Source organism: Nostoc sp. LEGE 12447 (genome assembly GCF_015206985.1).
Taxonomy (GTDB): domain Bacteria; phylum Cyanobacteriota; class Cyanobacteriia; order Cyanobacteriales; family Nostocaceae; genus Nostoc.
This window is the reverse complement of sequence record NZ_JADEXT010000034.1, coordinates 66,477-87,567: the sequence shown is the minus strand read 5'-3', so window position 1 is coordinate 87,567 and position 21,091 is coordinate 66,477. Positions and strand designations below refer to the sequence as shown.

General features: G+C 41.9%; 18 protein-coding genes. 9 read left to right on the top strand and 9 right to left on the bottom strand.

Annotated elements, in window-relative coordinates; translation table 11 throughout:
* The coding region (locus IQ274_RS26925; RefSeq protein ID WP_416209853.1) for a transposase-like zinc-binding domain-containing protein at positions 1-88 on the bottom strand (88 nt) is incomplete at its 3' end.
* A 155-nt stretch (positions 89-243) separates the two neighbouring features.
* On the opposite strand from IQ274_RS26925, the gene IQ274_RS26920 reads away from it, so the two are divergent.
* Entirely contained in the window at positions 244-612 is a 369-nt protein-coding gene (locus IQ274_RS26920) for a cyclic nucleotide-binding domain-containing protein (RefSeq protein WP_194144012.1), read from the top strand.
* Positions 613-770: 158 nt separating this feature from the next.
* The gene (locus IQ274_RS26915; protein ID WP_175586713.1) at positions 771-1,136 is read left to right on the top strand and encodes a Lin0512 family protein; all 366 of its coding nucleotides are present in this window, start codon (positions 771-773) and stop codon (positions 1,134-1,136) included.
* Between the two features lie 39 nt (positions 1,137-1,175).
* On the opposite strand, the gene IQ274_RS26910 is transcribed toward IQ274_RS26915, so the two are convergent.
* The 3 genes from IQ274_RS26910 to IQ274_RS26900 form a co-directional block, all read right to left on the bottom strand.
* Positions 1,176-1,883 carry a PIG-L deacetylase family protein gene (locus IQ274_RS26910; RefSeq protein WP_163929823.1) on the bottom strand — a complete coding sequence of 236 codons (708 nt, stop codon included), beginning with the start codon at positions 1,881-1,883 and terminating at the stop codon, positions 1,176-1,178.
* A gap of 68 nt (positions 1,884-1,951) precedes the next feature.
* Complete coding sequence (locus IQ274_RS26905; RefSeq protein ID WP_194144008.1) at positions 1,952-3,961, bottom strand: glycosyltransferase; 2,010 nt, start codon at positions 3,959-3,961, stop codon at positions 1,952-1,954.
* A 497-nt stretch (positions 3,962-4,458) separates the two neighbouring features.
* On the bottom strand, positions 4,459-7,233 hold the full coding sequence (locus IQ274_RS26900; protein ID WP_163929825.1) for a DUF3131 domain-containing protein: 2,775 nt from the start codon (positions 7,231-7,233) through the stop codon (positions 4,459-4,461).
* Between the two features lie 230 nt (positions 7,234-7,463).
* Between IQ274_RS26900 and IQ274_RS26895 the strand changes: the two genes are divergently transcribed.
* The 3 genes from IQ274_RS26895 to IQ274_RS26885 all read left to right on the top strand — a co-directional run bounded on the left by IQ274_RS26895 (position 7,464) and on the right by IQ274_RS26885 (position 8,785).
* Positions 7,464-7,691 carry a hypothetical protein gene (locus tag IQ274_RS26895; RefSeq protein WP_163929826.1) on the top strand — a complete coding sequence of 76 codons (228 nt, stop codon included), beginning with the start codon at positions 7,464-7,466 and terminating at the stop codon, positions 7,689-7,691.
* Complete coding sequence (locus IQ274_RS26890) at positions 7,691-8,119, top strand: type II toxin-antitoxin system VapC family toxin (protein ID WP_163929827.1); 429 nt, start codon at positions 7,691-7,693, stop codon at positions 8,117-8,119. Before IQ274_RS26895 ends, IQ274_RS26890 begins: the two co-directional genes overlap by 1 nt.
* 123 nt (positions 8,120-8,242) lie before the next feature.
* Complete coding sequence (locus IQ274_RS26885) at positions 8,243-8,785, top strand: Uma2 family endonuclease (protein ID WP_163929838.1); 543 nt, start codon at positions 8,243-8,245, stop codon at positions 8,783-8,785.
* Between the two features lie 252 nt (positions 8,786-9,037).
* Here IQ274_RS26885 and IQ274_RS26880 read toward each other — a convergent pair whose 3' ends face one another.
* A complete protein-coding gene (locus tag IQ274_RS26880) occupies positions 9,038-10,555 on the bottom strand; it encodes a DUF3131 domain-containing protein (protein ID WP_194144007.1) in 1,518 nt (505 codons plus the stop codon).
* A 149-nt stretch (positions 10,556-10,704) separates the two neighbouring features.
* Between IQ274_RS26880 and IQ274_RS26875 the strand changes: the two genes are divergently transcribed.
* The 3 genes from IQ274_RS26875 (at position 10,705) to IQ274_RS26865 (ending at position 12,640) form a co-directional block, all read left to right on the top strand.
* Positions 10,705-11,280, top strand: coding sequence for a TIGR04376 family protein (locus tag IQ274_RS26875; protein WP_163929828.1), 576 nt, complete (start codon positions 10,705-10,707; stop codon positions 11,278-11,280).
* A gap of 222 nt (positions 11,281-11,502) precedes the next feature.
* Positions 11,503-11,703, top strand: a complete 201-nt coding sequence (locus IQ274_RS26870; protein WP_194144006.1) for a hypothetical protein — start codon at positions 11,503-11,505, stop codon at positions 11,701-11,703.
* Between the two features lie 376 nt (positions 11,704-12,079).
* A complete protein-coding gene (locus IQ274_RS26865) occupies positions 12,080-12,640 on the top strand; it encodes a nitrate transporter (RefSeq protein ID WP_163929830.1) in 561 nt (186 codons plus the stop codon).
* 3 nt (positions 12,641-12,643) lie between these two features.
* On the opposite strand, the gene IQ274_RS26860 is transcribed toward IQ274_RS26865, so the two are convergent.
* The 3 genes from IQ274_RS26860 to IQ274_RS26850 all read right to left on the bottom strand — a co-directional run bounded on the left by IQ274_RS26860 (position 12,644) and on the right by IQ274_RS26850 (position 17,611).
* Positions 12,644-14,038, bottom strand: a complete 1,395-nt coding sequence (locus IQ274_RS26860; RefSeq protein ID WP_194144005.1) for a collagen-like protein — start codon at positions 14,036-14,038, stop codon at positions 12,644-12,646.
* A gap of 87 nt (positions 14,039-14,125) precedes the next feature.
* Positions 14,126-15,148: an NADP-dependent oxidoreductase gene (locus IQ274_RS26855; RefSeq protein WP_194144004.1), complete on the bottom strand. Its 1,023-nt coding sequence runs from the start codon at positions 15,146-15,148 to the stop codon at positions 14,126-14,128.
* Between the two features lie 402 nt (positions 15,149-15,550).
* Complete coding sequence (locus IQ274_RS26850) at positions 15,551-17,611, bottom strand: BamA/OMP85 family outer membrane protein (protein ID WP_194144003.1); 2,061 nt, start codon at positions 17,609-17,611, stop codon at positions 15,551-15,553.
* A 234-nt stretch (positions 17,612-17,845) separates the two neighbouring features.
* Between IQ274_RS26850 and IQ274_RS26845 the strand changes: the two genes are divergently transcribed.
* Positions 17,846-19,210, top strand: a complete 1,365-nt coding sequence (locus tag IQ274_RS26845) for a lipid-A-disaccharide synthase-related protein (protein ID WP_194144002.1) — start codon at positions 17,846-17,848, stop codon at positions 19,208-19,210.
* A gap of 136 nt (positions 19,211-19,346) precedes the next feature.
* Here the strand turns inward: IQ274_RS26845 and IQ274_RS26840 are convergent, their stop codons facing one another.
* Complete coding sequence (locus IQ274_RS26840; protein WP_174710515.1) at positions 19,347-20,069, bottom strand: response regulator transcription factor; 723 nt, start codon at positions 20,067-20,069, stop codon at positions 19,347-19,349.
* Positions 20,070-21,091 lie beyond the last annotated feature (1,022 nt).

The window sequence follows — 21,091 nt, the reverse complement described above, 5'->3', positions numbered from 1 at the left end:
GACCACATTCCACACAAATGTAGTTTTGTTTACCTCTTTGTTTACCATTTTTGCGAATGTGGCTTGACGCACACCTTGGACATTTCATAGTGATCGCACTAATTCATATTTCTATTCTGCAACGCCAGGAATTTTGTGGAGATTGAGTGAGAGTTAATCAACATAAAGTAGTATACTTTTTTGGGTTCGCCTAAAGCTATCAAAAAGTTTCGTCTAAAAACCAAGAATTTTGGGGTTGCTCTAATGCTAAGTCCTGTAATAACAGTCAGTATATTTCAAAAACAACCCGCTCCTGAAGCATTCTCAGCAGGTGAAGTCATCTTTGAAGAAGGACAGTCTGGTGATAGTATGTACGGCATTCTGGAAGGAGAGGTAGAGATAGTAGTTAATGGCAAGGTTGTAGAAACTATTGAGCAGGGCGAAGTTTTTGGTGCTGGAATACTTGTAGGAATAAAAAATAGAAATTACACAGCTATTGCCAAGGTGGATACTAAACTAGGTTTTCTTGATCAAGAAGGGTTTCTCTTTGCCGTTCAGGAAACACCTATGTTTGCCATACAGGTGATGAAAAGTTACTCAGAGCGTCTTAGTCGCTTACAACGTCTGGTCTAAAGGAGGCAGTTCTTGTTGGAGGCAGAAGTTTGGCTCTTATCCTAGGACTTTGCGTGAAGGGTCATTGTAAGGAAGAGATGCAGTATTCCAACTGAGCCTTCTGTCCTCACTACAGCTGCCTTTGGTGGTGAAAGGTGGAGAATTTACCGGAGGTAGTAATGGTGCGTAAACGGTTGATTATTGAGATGGGGATGGGAATAGATCAGCATGGACAAGAACCTACAGTAGCAGCATCTAGGGCGGTACGGAATGCGATCGCTCACAATGCTTTACCTGGTGTTTGGGAAGTTGCAGGTTTAAGCCATCCCAATGAAATGATTATAGAAGTTCAGGTAGCAGTGCCATATCCAGAACAAGTTAGAGAAGAAGAGGTACTAGCTGTCCTACCATTTGGTCGGAAAACTCTTACCGTAGAATCTGGGGGAATGATAGTTCAAGGACGGGCCATTCCTGAACTCAACGATAAAAATGATGAAATGTTGATTGCGATCGCATCTGTTACAGTTTTGATCGAAAATGAGTAGTTGAGGTAAAAACCCAACGTTTATTTAATCAAATTACGATTAGCTGTGTTTAATTACTTGGTGATTATTAGCTATTGCGTAAAAAAAGCTAGCATCTACACATTGTCGGGAAATTTCAAAAGCTTCAAAGTAACCATCTTTTTGACCCAACTCTCGTGCCCAAAAACGAGATAGAACCAGTATGGCATCAAGTTGCATAAATGCTTTGTTTACCTCTGATTCATAACAACCGATAGCTGCAACTTTTTCCTCAATTACAGAAGTAATATCCACAAAAAAGTTGGGTTCAAAACCACGCAAAAAAACAGGCGGGGCTGAATACCACAAAGTTATGTTTTTGCGGGTAGCAACATTAGAAACTGCGATCGCACATACTTCATGATCTCTATGTCCATATTTTTCGGGTTGTGGTGCATGAGTAATAATTAGATCCGGTTGCCAACGCCCAATAGCTTCTTCAGTAACTTTAATCACTGCTTGAGTTGAAAAATTATACTCCTCAAGTGCATAAAACTCGTAAGTTGCACCGATGATTTTACCTGCGGCATCCGCTTCTTGATGACGTGTACCCTTAATAGGCGAACTGGAAAGACTGCCATCAGTCAAAATTAAGCAAAGAATATTCCATCCTGCTTTGGACATCAGACTGAGAGTGCCAGCAGCAGGTAGAACTTCATCATCAGCATGAGCATAAATTGTTAAGACAGTTCTTTGACCAAAATTTTTTGAGTCTGAATTAATGTTCATTACTTTTTTCTTTTTACATTGAATTTATCAGGGAGTTAATAGTTATTTTCCTTTTCCCTATGTCCCTCTTACGTTTCTTTTGGAGGTTGCCAAACAGAAGCGCGGATAATAGCAGACAAAAGTAACAAGTTATAGATAGCCCAAGCACTATTGATTAGGTGAACCAAAGGATTATTTAGATGACCAATTGCAAAGCGATAAAGACTCCATAATATTCCCAGAATAGTGAGAACAAAGATAACTAACTGTGGCCAAACCAGCCTGAGATAAATACCAGACTGCCTCTGCTTAGGTGTGACTTGAAAATTGAGTTTTTGTCCTGTAAACACACTCCATACAGCTTGGATTAGCAGGGGGAATAAAGCAATCGCATATTGTTCAGAACGCCAAACTTCTGTAGCTGGAATGCCCCAGGTAGCTGCTAAGAACGTGAGACGGTTGATAATAAAAGCGGGGAAAAAGTGTATCGCAAAGTCAGACCCGTAGGTTTTAACTGGAACAATGTCCGTAAAAAAATAGATAATTGGACAAGAAATAAACACCAGAGTTGCAAAACCAGAGAAATAACTATACATCGTCTTAAAATATTGCAACCTTTGCCAAAATGTTAGCCCTGATTTTGTCAGGGGATTTTCCCTAACTAGCACTTGGATAGTTCCTTGTGCCCAGCGTAGTCGCTGCTTAAGAGTAGAACTCAGGTCATCTGGCGCTAAACCTTCTGCCAAAAGTTCATTGTGATAAATAGATTTCCAGCCAGCACTATGCAGACGCATGGCTGTATTCATATCTTCTGTAATGCTATTACTCGATACCCCACCAACTAAATCAAATTCATCTAAACGTTTTTCATCTTTGGCAAATTCATCAGCAAAATTTTGCAGTCCTACACTAACTAATGCTTCACGCCTCAATATCGCATTTGTGCCTGTATAGAACGCAGCATTCATGCCATCTTTGCCTTGTTGGAGTGGCCCATAAAATAAATTTGCTCGATGTCCAAAAGGATCGCCTGGAGGAATATTGTAAAAATCCTGGCGAGTCTGTACAAAAGCAATTTTATTCTGATCGTATCTTCCTGTTGAAATATTATATGTATAGAAATAAGGCACAACTCGCTTCAGAAAATTTTGCTTGGGAATGTGGTCGGCATCTAGAGTAACAATAAAATTTCCTGCCGTTTCCCCAGAAAAAATTGCGTAATTAATGTTGCCCGCTTTCGCATGATGCGCTACGCCAGGGGTTTTGGGACGAGCGATATACCGAAACCGGGAGAGTTCCAAAAGTTCGAGTTCTTTCTTACGAATAGTTTCCTCTAGGGCTTTCCGTTCGGTAGTGAGGCGATCGCGTAGCGTCTCTCCAAGAGAATTACTAATACCTTGATGAGTCGGAGATAACCAAAGAATAAATTGTCGCAGGCTTTGCACAAATTCCGTAGCCAACTGATTAACTACTGGTTCTGATGATGATGTTTGCAACCATTGTTCTGCGGCCTGAGTATTAGGTGTCAGATTTTCTAGTTCCTTTAAGCGCTGCAACAAATAAGAGTGTTCTGCATCAATCCGATTTGCTTCTTGTTGTAGTTGTGGTGACTGCAAATCTTCAATACACAATCTTTCTGTCATAGCCCGTATATCAGCCGAGTTACCATCATCCAGGACATAAACTCGTAACTTTGTTGGCGGATAATCCATTTTCAGAGCAGCTTTGGCAGTTTCCTCTACAATTTCCGGCGGTTCGTTGTAGCAGGTCACAAAGACATCTACTGTTGGCCATTCGGATCTGGGTAAAGGTGGGGTCATCTGGTCGAGAGACTTAATTTGTCGCACTAAAGGTCGCCATAACCCAATCACAAACATCACACCGCCGAAATAGCTATAAATTTCTGCTATCAACAAAGGAATAGAGATCCACAGTGCATCAAAATTGATGGAATGGGTGATGCGCCATTGCAAATACCAGATACCAAAAATTAAATTTATTTCTGCAAGATAGCGAAATAACAGCGTTCTTTTTTTGAGTAATGAGCGACTATTACCAGAAAACTTTGAGGAATTATCACTAATAGAAACTGAACTCATCTTAGTACTATTTTAGATTTTGGATTTTGGATTTTAGATTCGACTACGCTCAGTAACCATCAATGCTATAAGCGAGAACCAAGCTGGTAGTATATGTTGCATCGCTTTTAGCGTCTCCCCTTGGGAGAAGAAAAAGATTTGGGTTTTGGGAACCAGGACTTCTGACAAGAGGAGGGAAATCCAGACCAATAGAACTAGGGAGTCCTGGAGGCTATTCCCGATGAAATGGGAAGCTCCGCCGTAAAGACTAGACAGAGCTTCCCACTTTATCTGCATTCCTTCAGAATAAGTATTCCCTAGTTGAATTCATTACTAACAACCTATTACCAACCCAACATTACTGCTAGTAGTCTGCCAACCCAAAAATGCTAAGTGAGGACTGGGAAAAGGGGAAAGGTTAAGGGATTTAAACCCTTTCCCCCTTACCCCGCCAAGTACACTTGGCGAACTGCTAGAGGACGCAGGCACGCATCTTTGCATTCCTGCGTCTGCTTCTCTCAATGTCGATCGCTAGCTGAAACCCAGTAACTGCCAGAACTATCAGAAATTAACTTAGTTTGTTGTTTGGCAGTGTTGGGTAGACCTCGCCCAGAATTTCCCTGACTAATTTCTTGCCACCAAGGAGATTTCATGTCATTTGTCGGACGAATTAGAGGTTGTTGATTCGTTACCTTGTACAGCAAGGATTGCAAAATCATACTGTTGGTGCTGCTGGTGAAACCAACTGCCGTTTTACCTGTGGCTTCATAGAAACCCTCATAAAATCCAGCTAATGGATTATATAAGTCAGTCGTTCCTTGCAGTAACTCTTGACTGTACTTGTTTTCTGGAAGCAGGGCATGATAGGCAAAAGCGACTACTGTACTTACCAATCGCCCTTTTGGTACAGGTTGACCGTCATCTCCTAAAGCCACCCAAGACTCACCTTTTCCAGTAATTGTGCTGTGGACAGTGTAAGGCTTACGATCAATCAAGGTGGTAGCTGAGGCTGTGAGGTTGCCGGTGCGACGATAACGTTCAGCTTGTGCTTGAAAAATTGGTTCAAAGAGCGATCGCATTTGTGGGTCTAGTCCAAACTCCAAAGCATAGAGTAAGAAAGGATTACTAACTGTGTATTGGTTTTTGGAGTTGCTATCTTTGCGGTGGCGTTGAATTGGCACTTTCACTCCCTCTACTAAGGCCGTTTGATATTCTCCGCCAACAGCAGAACCATTAACATTAAATCCCCATAATTGAAAAGCTCTAGCTGCATATTCTTCATATCCCAAGCGGGTTTCTGGGTTGACGCGGATTAGCGATCGCCCTTCTTGCTCTTTGGTGACAGTCGCACTGGATAGAATACCTTCGCGTACCACACGCAAGTATGACCAATCCAGCACAATTTTATCTACCGCAGCCGTGTATTCTGAATGACAGGTTTTTAAGTTGTAAAGTGCTGCCAGCATTCTACCTAAATCCAAAGCTGACCAGCCGTTTCCTTCTGGGGCTGGATTTCCACCGTAATCTACTAGTTGCAGCGATCGCGTATTATAACCCCGACCGGGTAACTCTCCAGCAAACAATGGTAACTTTGTCAGGGCTCCTAAAAGATGTCGGGTGCGCTGGTCAAATTCCTTGGGAGTAATTATATCGAGCGATCGCGCTGCATGGAGGGCTGCGAGATAATCTCCTAGTCCCCAGAGGGTTGCGCCTTTGAAATCACTGCGATCGTCAATCAGCCCATTTTTGGAGTGATAATTCGCTTGAAAGTATCGCCAAGCCGCCTCTGCATAGCGCCGTTCAATCACCGACAGCGATCGATCTAGTTTGAGGTTAGATGATGATTGGGGACTATCTACCGGTGGAATAGGTGCAACGGCCACTTCTGTTGGTTTAGGAGTATCCGCAGGCGTTGCAGTAGGAGCCGTAACAGTAGAATTTGGTTGATTTGAGGGTGTTACAGGAGAAGCATTTTCACTGGGTTTGCCAGTAGACACACTCGCAGAACCAGAAGCAATTAAGGGGTGATTTCCCTTAGCTTTGTAGTATAAAATCTCCAAAATCAACCCATTAGTATTACCTGTCAAAGCTTTATTAGGCTGTTTGGATTCTTCATAGATACCAGCATAGTAACCACTATCATCAGGGCTACGGAGATCCTTGACAGCATCAAAAACTTTTTGAGCATAAGCATTCTCTGGAAAAAGATAGCGCCAACCAAAAGCAGCTTTGGTGCTGATGCTACGAAACTGTGGATAAGGTTGATTAGCATCCGTGATTGTTGCCCACTTTGCACCGTTGGCGTAGATGGTGTTGTAAAGAAAATAAGGCTTTTGGTCGATATTATCTTCTGTAACAGCAGTCAATTGCCCTGTGGTATCGTAACGCCGTTTTTGTACATCTAAAACCCTAGCAGCAAAATCAGCTAACTCACCTTGCAAGCCAAACTCAATTCCTTCAAGGATATAAGACTCACTAACAACGTAATTATTAGCGTTGGTGCTTTGAAAGTCACGGGTATCAACAGGAATTTGTACACCATTAATTTCAACTAACTTAAACGGTTCTAAAGAAATAGCTTTGGGTGCAGAAAAACCCCAAAGTCCATAACCTCTAGCGCCGTATTCTTCGTAGCCGAGTCGTCCTTCTTGTACCAATAACGTTTTGTTGTCTGGGAGAACAGTAGCGCCATAAAGTTGCCCATCTTTGAGCGATCGCGCCACTTGCCACTTCGCTACAATTCCTTTGAGCCAATCATTATATTGCGGATGACAGGTACGGATGACATCAAATGCTGCAAGTATTCGCCCGACATCCAAAGCAGACCAACCAATACCCCGCTCAAGGGGATTGTTGCCATAATCAACCATTTGTGCATTGGCTGCGTTATAGACTTTATTGGGCAAAGTATCCTCAAATAACTTTAAGCTGCTGAGAGTCGTTAAAAATTTGTTGAGACGAGCATCAAAATCTGCTTGGTCAGTGAGATTCAACCAGCGTGCAGCATTCAACGCCATCAGGTAGTTACCCATATCCCAGAGTGTACCAGAAGGATAACCCCCTGTAGAATTGGTAAATCCTGTTGCTGGCTGATAGTTTTTGACAAAATACTGCCAAGCACCACGAGCGTAAGTTTGTTCTTCAGGTGTCAGAGGGGCTGTAATATTGCTACAGCTATTGGAATTTTGGGATAAGACTGGTGTCGGGATGTAAAACAACAATTGCAGAAATGTCCCAACTAGGAACAATGCAATCCATCTCAACAGCTTTTGTTGAGGAGGTTTGTATATCATACGCAAAAAAGCAATTAGGAGTTAGGAGCGCATAGTGCGTCTGTACAGTTATATTCCTAAATCAAGATTTATGAGGTGTATTTATCGCTGATGATTTTTGAGATGGGGTGCGATCGCAAAATAAAAATAAGACCTGCACTTGGGAACTGTAACAGGGTCAATAAATCTGGTCATAGAAGGCGCGATCGCTCATACTAGATGTTAGAAACCTTCGACTATAGGAGCCGTCTATGTTGCTACAAGAATTGAAGGAGCAGGTCTTCAAGTTACCACCAAGCGATCGCCTTGCACTAGTGAGCGCTATCATTGAGTCCTTGCAAGACACGCCAATTTCTGAGCCTGAGCGCTCTAGCGCGATTAGACGGATGCGAGGCTTGCTAAAAACAGACCAGCCAGCACCGACTGATGAAGAAGTGGCTGCAATGTTAGAAGAGCGACGAGTGGACAAGTATCTTTAATGAAAGTTTTAATTGATACAAATATTGTCCTAGATTTTCTGTTACAGCGATCTCCATTTTTCCAAGACGCGGAACTGTTGTTTCAGGAGATTGATTCTGGTCGTGTCGTTGGACATATCACAGCGACAACACTTACAGATATTTTTTATATTTCCCGAAAACACACGCGCAGCATAGAGCAAGCACGGCAAGCAGTTTCAGAAACGCTGACTGTTATGGTAATTTGTCCTGTTAATCGAGCCGTCTTGAAATCAGCGTTCGGATCTGGTTTAGCTGATTTTGAAGATGCTGTTCAAATCGCTTGTGCTATTGCTCAAGGTTTAGATGCTATTGTGACACGCGATACGCAAGGTTTTTTGAGTTCAACCGTACCCGTTTTATCAATTCATGACTTGTTAGAGCAGTTAGGGGCGCAAGATAGCAAGTAGTTGGTTGTCAGGCAAAGATGGTGATCGTATTTTCAGATTGTCCCAAACACAGTCCAGCAACTTTTAAAATTAAACTAGGTCTATCACAAGAATGTGAGCAATTCTGCTGTGAGCAATTCTGCTATGAAAACCCTGGCTAAATGGTCTGTAGACGACTATCACCGCATGGTTGAGGCGGGCATTCTGCATGGTCGTCATCTGGAACTGTTAGCAGGCGAAATTGTTGAGATGAGTCCAGAAACCCCAATTCACTACACCACAGCAAAACGAGGTGCAAAATATTTAGAAGAATTGCTATCAGGTAAAGCTGATGTTCGTTTCAATGGGCCCATTACACTATCTGACTCGGAACCCGAACCTGATATTGCAATTGTTCGACTTCCAGAATCATCCTACAGCGATCGCCATCCTGCTCCTCAAGATATATTTTGGATTGTAGAAGTTGCTAAAACCAGCTTAAACAAGGACTTGGAGATCAAGGCTGCGATTTATGCTACGGCTGAGATTCAAGAATATTGGGTTTTAAATTTATCTGCTCAACAGATGATTGTGTTCAGAAATCTTCAAAACGGTAAGTATGTTGAAGAATATACTCTTACGCAAGGAACGGTTACACCATTAGCATTCGCAGATATTTCAGTGTCCGTTCAGAGACTTTTGCCATAAAGTGGCGTTACTTAATGGATATTGCAAATTCCCGTAGTTACACGGTATGCAATACTTTTCGGTTAAACCCAATAATCTCTCTTTTGGTCTGGGGAAAGGTTAAGGGGGAAAGGGGAAAGGGAAATTCAAACCCTTTCCCTTTCCCCTTTTCCCCTTAACCGAAAAGTATTGACACGGTATGGACATTGCACAGTAGATAACTTCTATCATGCAACGCCAATTTTTTCATGGTCTGATAATCTTAGCTGTAACTTATGGTGTTCTGATAGCCCTTTTGATTGACTTCTGGCTTTTGACTCCTGCCCAAACTGTAAGTGGTTGTCCAACTTGTTTATACAGCAAACTTTCTAAAATCACGCCATTATTGTTGGCGGTGAGAGCTTTATTTGGCTGACGCATAGACTCATAAAAGCCGTTATACCAACCATCTTTAGAGTTAAGGTTAGCTTGGACGAAATTAAATAACTGCTGCGTGTAATCAGTATTATAAAGTACGTGCCAGCCGATCGCAGCTTTGGCACTGAGGAACCGCAAATCGTTGTGTTTTTGTTGGGTATCTGTGACGGTTGCCCAAGGTTCTCCGTTGACAAACAAGCTGCTGTAAACAAAGTAGGGAGGGCGATCTAAGTTGTCTTCGGTAACGGCGGTTAATTGTTTTGTCGCTTCATAACGCCCTGCTTGAGCAGCTAAAATCCGATCGGCGTATGCTTTAGGCAAAGCTTGAAACCCAGTTTCGATACCATCTAAAATATAGGGTTCGCTAAGAACGTAGTTATTGGCTCCAGAGTTTTTATAGTCGCGGCGATCATAAGGAATTCCCTGTCCGTAAAGATCGACAAAGGCAACATTGGACTGATAATCCAATGCTTGTGTAACATTCAAGCCCCAAAGCTTTAATCCGTAGGCAGCATAATTCTCATAGCCTAAGCGGCCTTCTTGATTGTATTGTTCTTTACCTTTAATAACGGCAGTCCCGTACATTTTTCCATTTTTGGTAATGCGCTTGACTTGCCAATGTTTCCAAACGTCTGTAGAAAGCGATCGCATTTCTGGATACTTTGCCTCGACAATCTTCAACCAGATTGCCATCCTTCCCAAATCGATAGCTGACCAACCAATTTCTTCGCGTTTTTCTAGTTGACCATAATTGACGGGTAGGAGGGTTTTGGCATTGTAAACCTTGTTGGGTAATTCCCCTTTATATAAAGGCATTGATGCCAGTGTTTTCAACATTTTGCTCATTTTGGCTTCAAATTCAGCCGCAGGCACGATATTGAGTTCTTTAGCACTAACTAAGGCTGCGATCGCTGCTGTCTGATCCCACATACTGACGGAGGCAAAGCCATCAACGGAATTGATCAAACCAGTTTCATCATTCCAGTTGCGCTGGAAATATGACCAAGCAATACGTGCCGTTGTCATTTCCTCTGGAGTTAGTTTTCCAACTCCCGGAGCAATGTATGGAATTATCGCTACTGTGAGTTGGTTCTTAGGAATAGCTTGACCTGGTAAAACTACAGATTTAGCATCAAGACTGGCAATGATTTCAGCTGCTTCAGCACCAGAGGCAGGGTTTTGGGGTTTCTTTGGTTGTACCAACTGGCGTGAAGCAGTTTCGGATGTTGAGATTTCCGGTTTTTCTATGGAAGCCTGGGAAAGTTGCTTAGACCAACCATTTAAAATTGCGATCGCTATTACAGCCGTAACTACCCCTCCTACAGAAGCTAGTATGGACAAGTTCTTAGGTGGCGGTTGAAAATCAGAACTCATACTGATTAAAGCCTTATTTTATAAGTCAGCGTTGTTTGCGTAGTTTCACCAAATACATTCTTCCCAACTTTGAAATCTAACTAACACCCAGAAGTCCACCGGACTACTACAATAAAATAGTCACGCACCCGATCTCTGGAGTTCTAGCAGTGGGCTTATTTGATGATTTGAGTCGGTTTTTAGAAAACCGTTTAGAAGAATTCTTGCGTAACAATCCACATTTGGAGTTAGAGGCGCTGCTAGAACAGCTGCGTGAGCAAGAAGAAGACACATTAAAGCTGATCGCAGATTTACAATTGCAAGAGAAGCGATCGCAAGAAGAAATTCTCTCCACCGCTCAAGAAATTCAGCGTTGGCATATCCGTGTTCAAAAAGCCAAAAACGCCGGCAGAGAAGATTTAGCAACTGCGGCGGGTGAGCGAGAAGCAGCCCTGTTGCGCGAAGGAAATCAGCGCTGGGGACACATGCAAGGGCTGAAAGAACGCATTAACCAATCTCAAGAACTATTAAGAAAAATCCAGCAACGGCGACAAGAGGTTCAAGCTAAAGCAGCCGAAGCACAAACAGCCCGTGATAAAGCGCAAACTCAACAGCGTTTTGAAACCAGTGGCTGGTCAAATAAAACTAGTGGTTATTCTAGTGGGTTTGATGATTTAGAAGAGAAATTCCGTAGCTGGGAAACCCAAGACGAGTTAGAACAAATGAAGCGGAATTTAGGCAAATAATCGCATCTAGATAAAAAAGACGCACTGAAATTTATAAGGTAAACGTAAATCGTTCAAAAGATTTAGTGATGTCGGCTCTTGGGGTAATTTTTAGGAGTATCGATTTAAATGGTATAACCAATCGCAGCGCTATATGAAATGCCAATCATGTCTTTCTTTTTGTTTGCATTGAAATAACGCTAATAGAGTTGATTTTTGAAGAAATGGATACCCGGATTTTTCATGAGTAAAAAATCCGGGCAACGCATTGGCTTACCGACGGTAATTTTGTTTTTACTTGATAAAGTATCTCTCAATACTTCTCGGTTAAGGGGAAAAGGGGAAAGGGAAAAGGGAAAGAAAAAACCTTTAACCCTTACCCTTTACCCCAAACCCGATTCCGAATTAAAAATGCTTAACCGAGAAGTATTGAAGTATCTCTGACACTCCTTGTTTTATAAATATTCTGTATTGCTCATAACAAATTTTGCCATTTATGTAATATTAAAAGTATTACATATTCATACTTACTACAATCATCAAACAATTAAAATCTGGAAATTGTATTTAATTTACTAATCAGGATTTATTTTTCTGATAAAGTTTACTAAAGTCAAGTTTTACCACTCTTTGCATTACTACCAAAACATCGTAATAATACCTAACTTTTATTGATTAAGTATCGACAAGGAGAAGATAAAAAAATTTTGTATTCTTCAAAGAGATCGTGTAATTTAACACATTTTTATCTTCGCTACTTTGTGTTGTTGCCACAGTATTTTCTAAATCTTTTCCATGAGAACTGAGGCAGAGAAAATATATGTTTTTAGACATTTTAGCTAGCCTGCAACGGTTGTTTGTAGGTTACATTCCAGCCGCCGTATTGGGTAGTTTTGTTGGATATCTAATAGGCATGAATAGCATGATTTATCAACTATTTAGGCTGATATTTCAAATACCACATAGTATCCCTCCTATAGCTTTACTACCTATTGCATTAATAGTGTTTCAAGAGAGCGACTCGGCTGCTACTACAGTAGTTTTTCTAGGAACTCTCTGGACGATGATTATTAATACGGCAATTGGTATGCAACATTTTCGTAGGCAGAATAATAACTTTCGAGTAGCTATATTTCATATATTTCATGCCTTGAAAGTTAGTATTTGGGTAGCCTGGTTTATAGTTATTTCTATAGAAATGTTAACAGGCCCAAAAGGACTTGGCTTTACTCTCTGGGAAGCTTATAAAGCTGGCAATGCTGATTATATGATCCAGGTGATCCTCTACATTGGTATCATTGGCTTTTTGCTGGATCAGTTACTAGATTTTGCAGCTTATATTCTTTCGCAAATGGTTTCAGATGGGAAAAAATCTTCCTAAATTTTATCTAGGCTTGCGGATTGCACCCTGCCAGCTAATAGTTTGCTTGGCAGAACGTATTCCCAAAGAACGAGTTGCTACGACTTCAATATCAACGTTGACACCAGAACGTAAAGCCGAATCAGGAATTTTGAGCTTGCCTAAAGCTAGAGTAAAACGGTTGTAGTCACGAGTCACAAGTTCGTTGGGAATATCCCCTTCATATTCAGTTTTGTAGCCAGAAAAGCCGTACAAGTTATCTTGGGCGCGGAATTTGATGCGAAACTGAGTATTAATAGCATCAGATTTTGCTGCCAAATCGACTATTTTTAAGTTGAGGTTTTGTCCTGCTTCGGCAAACTCTGCTACAGCTAACCGGGTTACATCTTTTTTGGTAATGGCATGGTTAACGGTAAATGTTGTTAAGTTAGCTTCATTTTTGATGCTACCATCAACCCATAAGTCCTCGGCAAAAGTAACTTCTACTTGTTTGTTGTCAGTTAAATTAAGTGTTACAGCTTGATTGCCAAAGCTGGTAATAGGTTGTTTTTCTTGCCAAACTATTTGAAAAGTTTCTTCTAGACGCTGTTCAAACTCTCGATAATCATCTGCGATCGCAGAACCAGGCGCAAGTAGAGAAGCTGCACCTTTGCGAAGATTCCACTTGTTCTTTGAGAGGTTTACTGGTTTGTTTGTCAGTTCCGAAATTGCTAGCTGCACCGTTGGATTATCGCCTGCCAAAGCTTCCTTGCTATTTACAATACTTAAAGTTCCTAAGCGCCCTTGGCTACCGTCACTACCATCGCTGCCATCTCGCCCATCGCTACCGTCGCTACATCGATAAACCTTGTCAGTACACTTGTAATCAGGGCTGCCGGGAGTTCCTTTACAGGTTTTAACTTCCCAACTCCGCTTGTGACAGCGACAACCCTGCGTACCATTGCCACCTCTACCGCCACGTCCACCTTCCCCGCCACTTGCCCGAACGGAAATATTTCGTAAGTCTGCCAAATTGCTGTAATACACTGTGAGGGAACCACCATCTCCCCCATCTCCTCCCTTACCACCATTGCCACCATTGCCACCATTTGGTGCATTTATATCATGGCTAACGTGATTGCGTTGATAACCACAGTCAGGGCGATCGCCATGTTCCCCGTCTTCCCCATCTTCACCATCTTTACCGGACAAATCAAGATTTACGGGTGAACCATTAACAAAAATGTTTTGGTTTTCACCGCTTCTACCCGATCGCCCATCGGTTCCTGTACGTCCATCTCTGCCATTATTTCTGGCTACTCTATAATATTCGTCAGAGGCAACGGCTGGACATAAAACTGAACCAGAGGCAGGCAAAAAGCTCGTAAATAAGCAGAATGTCAGCAGTAGTGGCAGCTTACTCCTAAAATCATTGTGCATTTAGTTACACCTAAAACTTTAGTTGAATTATCTACTACTGACGCTGACTTTCGACAATTTGCTCCTTTCTGTTTAGTGATGTGCCTTTCAGTTGACTGTTGGATCGTCATTAACCTTAACAATCAGCTTGCCAAAATTCTCACCTCGAAGTAAACCGATGAATGCACGAGGAGCGTTTTCTAAACCCATAACTACATCTTCTTTATACTTAAGCTGACCAGACTGTAACCATCCAGAAACATCACGCAAAAAATCATTAAACCGATGTTGATAATCGGTAACTAAGAAACCTTTGATTAAAGCTCGTTTGACTAGCAATGGCATTAAATTAGGCCCTGATGGAGTAGATGTAGCGTTATACTCCGAAATCAAACCTACTAGTGGAATTCTTGCCCCAAGGTTGATCTGCTGCAATACAGTTTCTAAAATCACACCTGCTGTATTGTCATAGTAAACATCAATTCCATTAGGTGCAGCTTCTTTGAGCGCTGAATCAAGTTCTTGGGTTTTGCGGTTAATGCCAACATCAAAGCCTAATTCTTTAACTATATAGTCCCGCTTATCGTCACTCCCGACAATTCCCACTACTCTAGCACCTTTAATTTTGGCAATTTGACCTGCTACTGCACCGACAGCACCAGAGGCGGCTGAAACCACAACAGTTTCACCTTCTTTCGGTTGACCGATATCAAGCAAAGCAGCATAAGCAGTCAGACCAGGCATACCCAGTACACCTAAGCTATAAGATAAAGGTGCTTGAGTGGGATCAAGTTTACGCAGTGTCTCACCCTTAGATACAGCATAAGTTTGCCAACCGTTATTGCTTAGAACAAAATCTCCTACTTGAAATTGAGTATGATTTGATTTAATTACTTGGCTGACTGTACCACCCACGATCGCAGAATTCAATTCTACTGATGCAGCATAAGACTCGCTTGCACTAATACGACCACGCATATAAGGGTCGAGAGATAGATAAATGGTACGGCTAAGAATTTCGCCCTCACCTGGTTCGGGAGTTGGTGTTTCTACTAAAGCAAAATCACTCTCTTTTGGTTCGCCGACTGGACGACTTTTGAGGATGATTTGTTTGTTCATTAAATCAGACATCAGTTATTTTCCTCTAAATCAATCTGACCAGGAGGAATTTGATTCCGGTTCCCCCCTTTTAAGAGGATGTTTAAAAAGTATTCTTGTAGCAAAACGTTTTTAATCCCGCTAAATTCCCCTTTTTAAAAGCAGTTAGGGGGAATCAATAAATGCCTAAAATCACAGCCAAACACTTTTAAAACAACCTCTTATACTAATTCTGTATTAAAATGAGCCAAACTATAAAATATAAGTAAGAAAAACGAAGCGCATACTCCACGGAGAAGCAAGCTACGCGCAGCGTCTCGTAGAGAAGTGGCTTCCCATTTGGGTAGCGTCTCCGAAAGAGAAGGGTAGGACACAAAGGAAGAAAGAGTAGGTTAAAAAATCCGGCGCAGCCTCATAAAGAAAGTTTGAATATACTTAAAACCTCTGACCTATACCCAGATGCACTTTGCTTTCTCCCTGGTCATTAATGCCATAATCAGCCCGAATTAAGCCTAGTGGTGAATTTAAGCGGACTCCAGCCCCATAACCAAAACCATAGCCGGGTTTGTCTCGCACACCCGCAGGATTTCCTAATACAGTATCACCTGAGCCTAAGTCTGAAGCAAAGTCGGCAAATAATACACCCCCTACGATTGGTAAAACTGGAAAACGATATTCTGCGGAAGCTAAGACATAACTACGACCACTTCCCACATCGCCGGAATCGTAACCGCGCACTGAATTGGAACCACCTAAATTAAAGCTTTCATAAGGCGGTAAATTACCAATGACGGTACCAGCTTGGACGTTCACAGCAAATACTTGTGGCTGTTTGGTGTTAAATAACTGGACTGGTAGATATTGGCTGTAATTGGCTTTGAGGCGATTTAGGGAAATATTACCTTGACCGATAGGCACAGATTGTTCTGTACTCAAACTCAAAATGGAACCTTGAGTTGGGTTGAGGGGATTATCTCGTTGGTCTTTGGTGGCGGTGAAGGATACGGTAGTTAGGTCATCAACGCCAGTTCCACTCGCAGATAGGGGATTGCCTTGAGCATCTGTTGGGGTAATATTACCTTGGCGATCGCGAATACTAGTTCGGGTATAGTTTAATCCTAATGAGGTATTCCAGTTGTCAATTGGTCGCTGTAAGCTGACACTCCCACCAATTTGACCTTCCCGCACTTTGTCGCCGTTAGCTAGCTTAATCTTGTCATCAAAGGTTTCCGAAAGTTCCCGATTACGAAAACCATTCACAGTGTACCCCAAGCGATCAGGGTTTGTTGCCCGATAAGGACTGACAAATTTGCTATTAAATTGCAAGTCTCGGCTACTTACGCCAACATTCACACCTAATGTATCGTTAATACCACCAACATTCTGATCTTGATAGCTGATTGTGCCTGTTAATCCCTGATCTGCATTGTAACTACCACCCAAGTTAACACCACGCGCCCCAGTTTCTTTAAGTTGGTAGACTAAATCAAGTTTTGTCGCATCTCCTTCTAAAGCAACATTCACTGTTTCAAATAAACCAGTGCGATATAGCTGTTGGATGTCTTGCTTAACGACATTTTCTTGGAAGATTTGACCAGGTTTCAGTTTGAGTTGCTGTTGCAGGAAATCTGGTTTAGTGCGTCCTCCGACGGGATTGCCTTTGCTATCAACGGTTTTACCCTCGTCGTTGACAAAGCGAAACTTGATATCACTCACTAAGCCTTCAGCAACATTCACAGTCAGAATGCCTTGCGGATTGGGTTTAATTGATAGCACCCGCGCCAAGTTATAACCATTGTCGGCGTACCACTTGTTAATTTGTGCTACTGCTTGCTGGAGTCCAGCAGGACTGATGGTGGTTCCAATCTGAGATTGCAACTTTTGTTGGGCTACTTGGTAGGTGAGTACTTTAGCACCAGATAATTGCAGCGACCGCACAATTACTGGTTGCACTTGATAAACTACATTCAATCCAGCTTGGGTGCTAAAGCTATTCACACTGACATTGCTAAATAAACCTGTATCCAAAATTGCAGCTACATCTTTTTGTAGCTGGCTTTGACTGGTTTCTCCACCTACCTGGGTTTTAATGACTTTACGAATAATATATTGCAATTCTTGATTGGCTCCTACTACCTGTACGTCTGTAGCTGTGACTACCAAATTGCTCTCAGTAGCAGAGGTTTGGGGAGCAGGGGAGGCAGGGAGGATGGCTTGGGAAATTAATTCTTTTGCTGACTTTAAGACTACTGGGGAATTTTTGCTTGCACCTGTTTGTGCGGCGACGGAATTTTGAGAAAATTGTTGTGCAACTATAGTTTCAGGAGTTGCAATTGTCTCTATCCGTGTGGGAGTGTCTTCAATTATCGGCACTACCAAGTTACCGGCTTTTGGCGTTGGAGTAACGGTTTTAGCAGATGTAGCCGTTGCTTGCTGAGTGACATTGGCAGCAGCTAAAGTAGCTAAAGTAAAAATTGCAGTAGCAGAAACTCGCATAATATTTAACCTAATTAACAGGGAGTTATATCAATTTTGGATTTTAGATTTTAGATTAAAAGACTTGATTAAAAAGCTTTTCCAATAATTTTAAACAATACATCCTTTGAGAATTTGGCATTAGTTGTAGGAAAGCAAAGAAATAGCGATAATACTAACTTCCAGCTTATTCGCCAATTTCCCCTATTTACACCTCTTACCCAAACGACAGTTAATTTTGATATTTTGTTTCTTATGAGTAATTCATCCCGCTTATCTGTAGCTTCTAACTCCCAACCTGCAACTTCTCCTTTACAGTTACTTGTATTAAGTAATGGTCATGGGGAAGATGTAATTGCAGTTCGGATTTTGCAAGAACTCCAACGACAATCAAACCCACCAGAGATATTTGCTTTACCTCTGGTGGGTGAAGGACGTGCTTACCAACAGTTGGATATCCCTCTTATCGGTTCAGTCCGCACTATGCCTTCTGGCGGCTTTATTTATATGGATGGCCGCCAGTTAGCGCGGGATGTACGCGGTGGTTTATTGCAACTTACCCTCAGCCAGATTAAAGCTGTCCGCCGATGGGTGAGTTCTCAAAAAAAATTAGGTAATAAAAGAGCGATTTTAGCTGTGGGAGATATCGTCCCCCTGTTGTTTGCAACTTTTAGTGGCGCTAATTATGCCTTTGTGGGTACGGCGAAATCTGAATATTATGTGCGCGATGAAGCTGGATTATTACCACGGAAATCCAAAGACGCGCGTTGGGAAAACTTTTCTGGTTCAGTCTACCATCCTTGGGAACGTTGGTTAATGAGTCGTCGCCGTTGTAAGGCAGTGTTTCCTAGAGATGTGCTGACGACGGAAACATTAAAACAATGGCCAATTCCCGCTTTTAATTTGGGTAATCCGATGATGGATGGTCTGCAACCGACCTTTTCACGCCAACAATTTTATAGTCGGGATAGTCACCAGCAAGAAACGGTTAGACCTTTAATGGTGACTCTTCTTCCTGGTTCCCGTCCGCCAGAGGCATACACCAACTGGGAAAAAATTATGATTGCTGTATCTGCGCTGATGGCAAGTTTTCAGGAGCGAGATTCGGTGTTTTACACTTCTGGCACAGTGATATTTTTAGGTGCGATCGCTCCTGGTTTAGACTCTAATATTTTATCCCAAAGCGTGCAATCCCAAGGCTGGCGAGTGGAATCGGTATGTCCTATCCAACTTCCCGATCCAAATATCTTGACATTTAAACAAAGAAATGCTTATCTTTTGCTGACTCAACAATCCTATAATGACTGTTTGCATTTGGGAGATTTTGCGATCGCAATGGCAGGTACAGCCACAGAACAGTTTATCGGTTTAGGGAAACCTGCGATCGCTATTCCCGGCAATGGCCCCCAATATAGCCCTGCCTTTGCTGAAGCTCAAAGCCGTCATTTAGGATCATCTTTGATTTTAGTCGAGCAACCATCTGAAGTTGCCGAGATCGTCCAGTCTCTATTCAAAGATCCTGATATTTTGCAAATTATTGCCGAAAATGGCCTGCGACGTATGGGTAAACCAGGAGCCGCACTACGCATTGCAGAATGTTTACAGGAACGATTGAGTTGAAGGGGCATTGGGCATTGGGCATTAGTTCTCGTTCATCTCTCCCACTTGCTTCCCGACTCCCTTATCTTCCCAATCTCTAATCCTCACAAGCTAGACGCTCCGCTATCTATTTACAGCACTCCTCACCCAGCACTCCTTATGCTACCAACCCAGAACGTAAGGCCCTGACGGCAGCTTGGGTACGATCATCAGCACATAATTTATTTAGAATATTACGAACATGAGTCTTTACAGTACCAACTGTAATATAGAGTTTCTCGGCAATTTGCCCATTGCTACACCCAGCTACAATCAATTCTAAGATTTCCAATTCCCGTTGAGTCAGGGGGTATGTTTCTAAAACTTGCTCGTATTCTGACGCTAGCGCCTCAATTTTTACAGTCTTCGGCTTATCAGAACTTTGGCTTTCTCCAGGAATACCTTGGCGCATTTTCCGCAATACCACATTGGCAATTGCCGGATCAATCCAAGAGTTACCGCCGTGAGTTGCTTGAATCGCCTCAGTTAATTTACTGATGCTTGTTTCTTTCATATAATAAGAATCAGCACCTGCTGCAAAAGCTGCAAGTACAGCGTCTTCAGTGTGATCCATTGTTAGGATCAGAATTTTCGTTGTCGTCTGACCAGTTTCAGCTTGATGGCGTTTGAATTTACGGGTTAGTTCAATGCCATCCATGTCAGGTAAACCGATGTCTACAACAGCTACATCTGGCTTTGCCGTTTCCAAAAGTTTTAGTCCTTGAGTCGCATTTGCTGCTTCGCCTATTACTTTCAAGGCGCTGTGAGACTGTAATGCTGCTCTTAGCCCCATTCGTGTTAAGTCATGATCTTCAATTAAAATAATGCTAATTTCATTCATCGCTATACTCGCTCTTACGCTGTTTGCATCTTTCAAAGTATTACCTTTCGTTAGCGCTTTCTCTTATTTCCCCAAACCAAAGATAGATGATATTTTAACCAGTCTGCATCCATCGCTAGAAATAATAAATTTCCTCTTTTTTTATATTTAGATAGAGGACATATCTAGCTGGAGATATATAGATACTTGCACAAAAAGTATGAAATATTGAGACGAATGCCAAATTGCTCTCCCTTGCTCAGAATTCAGCTTTTAGTTGCCATCTTCCATTAGTTATTTCTTATTATCTTGTACAAAGCTTTGAACAAAGCTTACAAAAATGGACGAAGTTCTGACTTTTAACGGGATCTGGAAAACCTCACTTCCATTCCTTTTTGCTTATAGGAAAGAGGTTTTAAACTCTTCCCCAACCCTACAAGGTTTGGGGGCTAGGGGTTTAGGTTTCGCCTCTTCTTTTCCCTATCACGTGAAAAGTCAGGCTCAATGGTGGACACATCTCAAAAGGAATTCAACTACAACTGCATGGGGTAATTACTCGTGCATCCAGATGCTGGGGAACTTATGGCTCAAAAGTTAAACCCTTCAGCAGTCAAAGTGGGAAAGTAATCTTTTTAATGCCAAAAGGCTTAGAAGGGCTTGGTATTCTTCCTAAAGTTTGCGAGGAGGTTTTGGGAATTTTCCAAACTGTGAAAGTTTGCGATCGTTAAGAAAATTGTTGAAATTGCAGGAGGTAGGATTACTTGTGATTCACAAATAGGTATAGGAAGCACTTTCTTATTTACCTGGTCTAACCAAATCTAATGGTTAAAACTGCTCAAGCTTATGGTACACGATAATGGTATGCAACTCTCACCAATGGCTGACGACGGTCGCTTGCTCACTCATTTACAATTGGTTTAAGCTTAGTAAAGTATTTTATTTTACTTTATATCAGTTCTGTCTGTTGTGCCTAGAGCAATAGTTTTCGATTTGTTAATTGCTAGTTTTTTGAAAGCTATTGGTAGTTTGCTAGGAGTTTAATT

What these genes read in the sequence shown, in the direction of transcription:
- IQ274_RS26920 (WP_194144012.1), top strand. Translation starts at nt 244, where the DNA reads ATGCTAAGTCCTGTAATAACAGTCAGTATATTTCAAAAACAACCCGCT.
- IQ274_RS26915 (WP_175586713.1), top strand. Translation starts at nt 771, where the DNA reads ATGGTGCGTAAACGGTTGATTATTGAGATGGGGATGGGAATAGATCAG.
- IQ274_RS26910 (WP_163929823.1), bottom strand. Translation starts at nt 1,883, where the DNA reads ATGAACATTAATTCAGACTCAAAAAATTTTGGTCAAAGAACTGTCTTA.
- IQ274_RS26905 (WP_194144008.1), bottom strand. Translation starts at nt 3,961, where the DNA reads ATGAGTTCAGTTTCTATTAGTGATAATTCCTCAAAGTTTTCTGGTAAT.
- IQ274_RS26900 (WP_163929825.1), bottom strand. Translation starts at nt 7,233, where the DNA reads ATGATATACAAACCTCCTCAACAAAAGCTGTTGAGATGGATTGCATTG.
- IQ274_RS26895 (WP_163929826.1), top strand. Translation starts at nt 7,464, where the DNA reads ATGTTGCTACAAGAATTGAAGGAGCAGGTCTTCAAGTTACCACCAAGC.
- IQ274_RS26890 (WP_163929827.1), top strand. Translation starts at nt 7,691, where the DNA reads ATGAAAGTTTTAATTGATACAAATATTGTCCTAGATTTTCTGTTACAG.
- IQ274_RS26885 (WP_163929838.1), top strand. Translation starts at nt 8,243, where the DNA reads ATGAAAACCCTGGCTAAATGGTCTGTAGACGACTATCACCGCATGGTT.
- IQ274_RS26880 (WP_194144007.1), bottom strand. Translation starts at nt 10,555, where the DNA reads ATGAGTTCTGATTTTCAACCGCCACCTAAGAACTTGTCCATACTAGCT.
- IQ274_RS26870 (WP_194144006.1), top strand. Translation starts at nt 11,503, where the DNA reads ATGAGTAAAAAATCCGGGCAACGCATTGGCTTACCGACGGTAATTTTG.
- IQ274_RS26865 (WP_163929830.1), top strand. Translation starts at nt 12,080, where the DNA reads ATGTTTTTAGACATTTTAGCTAGCCTGCAACGGTTGTTTGTAGGTTAC.
- IQ274_RS26860 (WP_194144005.1), bottom strand. Translation starts at nt 14,038, where the DNA reads ATGCACAATGATTTTAGGAGTAAGCTGCCACTACTGCTGACATTCTGC.
- IQ274_RS26855 (WP_194144004.1), bottom strand. Translation starts at nt 15,148, where the DNA reads ATGTCTGATTTAATGAACAAACAAATCATCCTCAAAAGTCGTCCAGTC.
- IQ274_RS26850 (WP_194144003.1), bottom strand. Translation starts at nt 17,611, where the DNA reads ATGCGAGTTTCTGCTACTGCAATTTTTACTTTAGCTACTTTAGCTGCT.
- IQ274_RS26845 (WP_194144002.1), top strand. Translation starts at nt 17,846, where the DNA reads ATGAGTAATTCATCCCGCTTATCTGTAGCTTCTAACTCCCAACCTGCA.
- IQ274_RS26840 (WP_174710515.1), bottom strand. Translation starts at nt 20,069, where the DNA reads ATGAATGAAATTAGCATTATTTTAATTGAAGATCATGACTTAACACGA.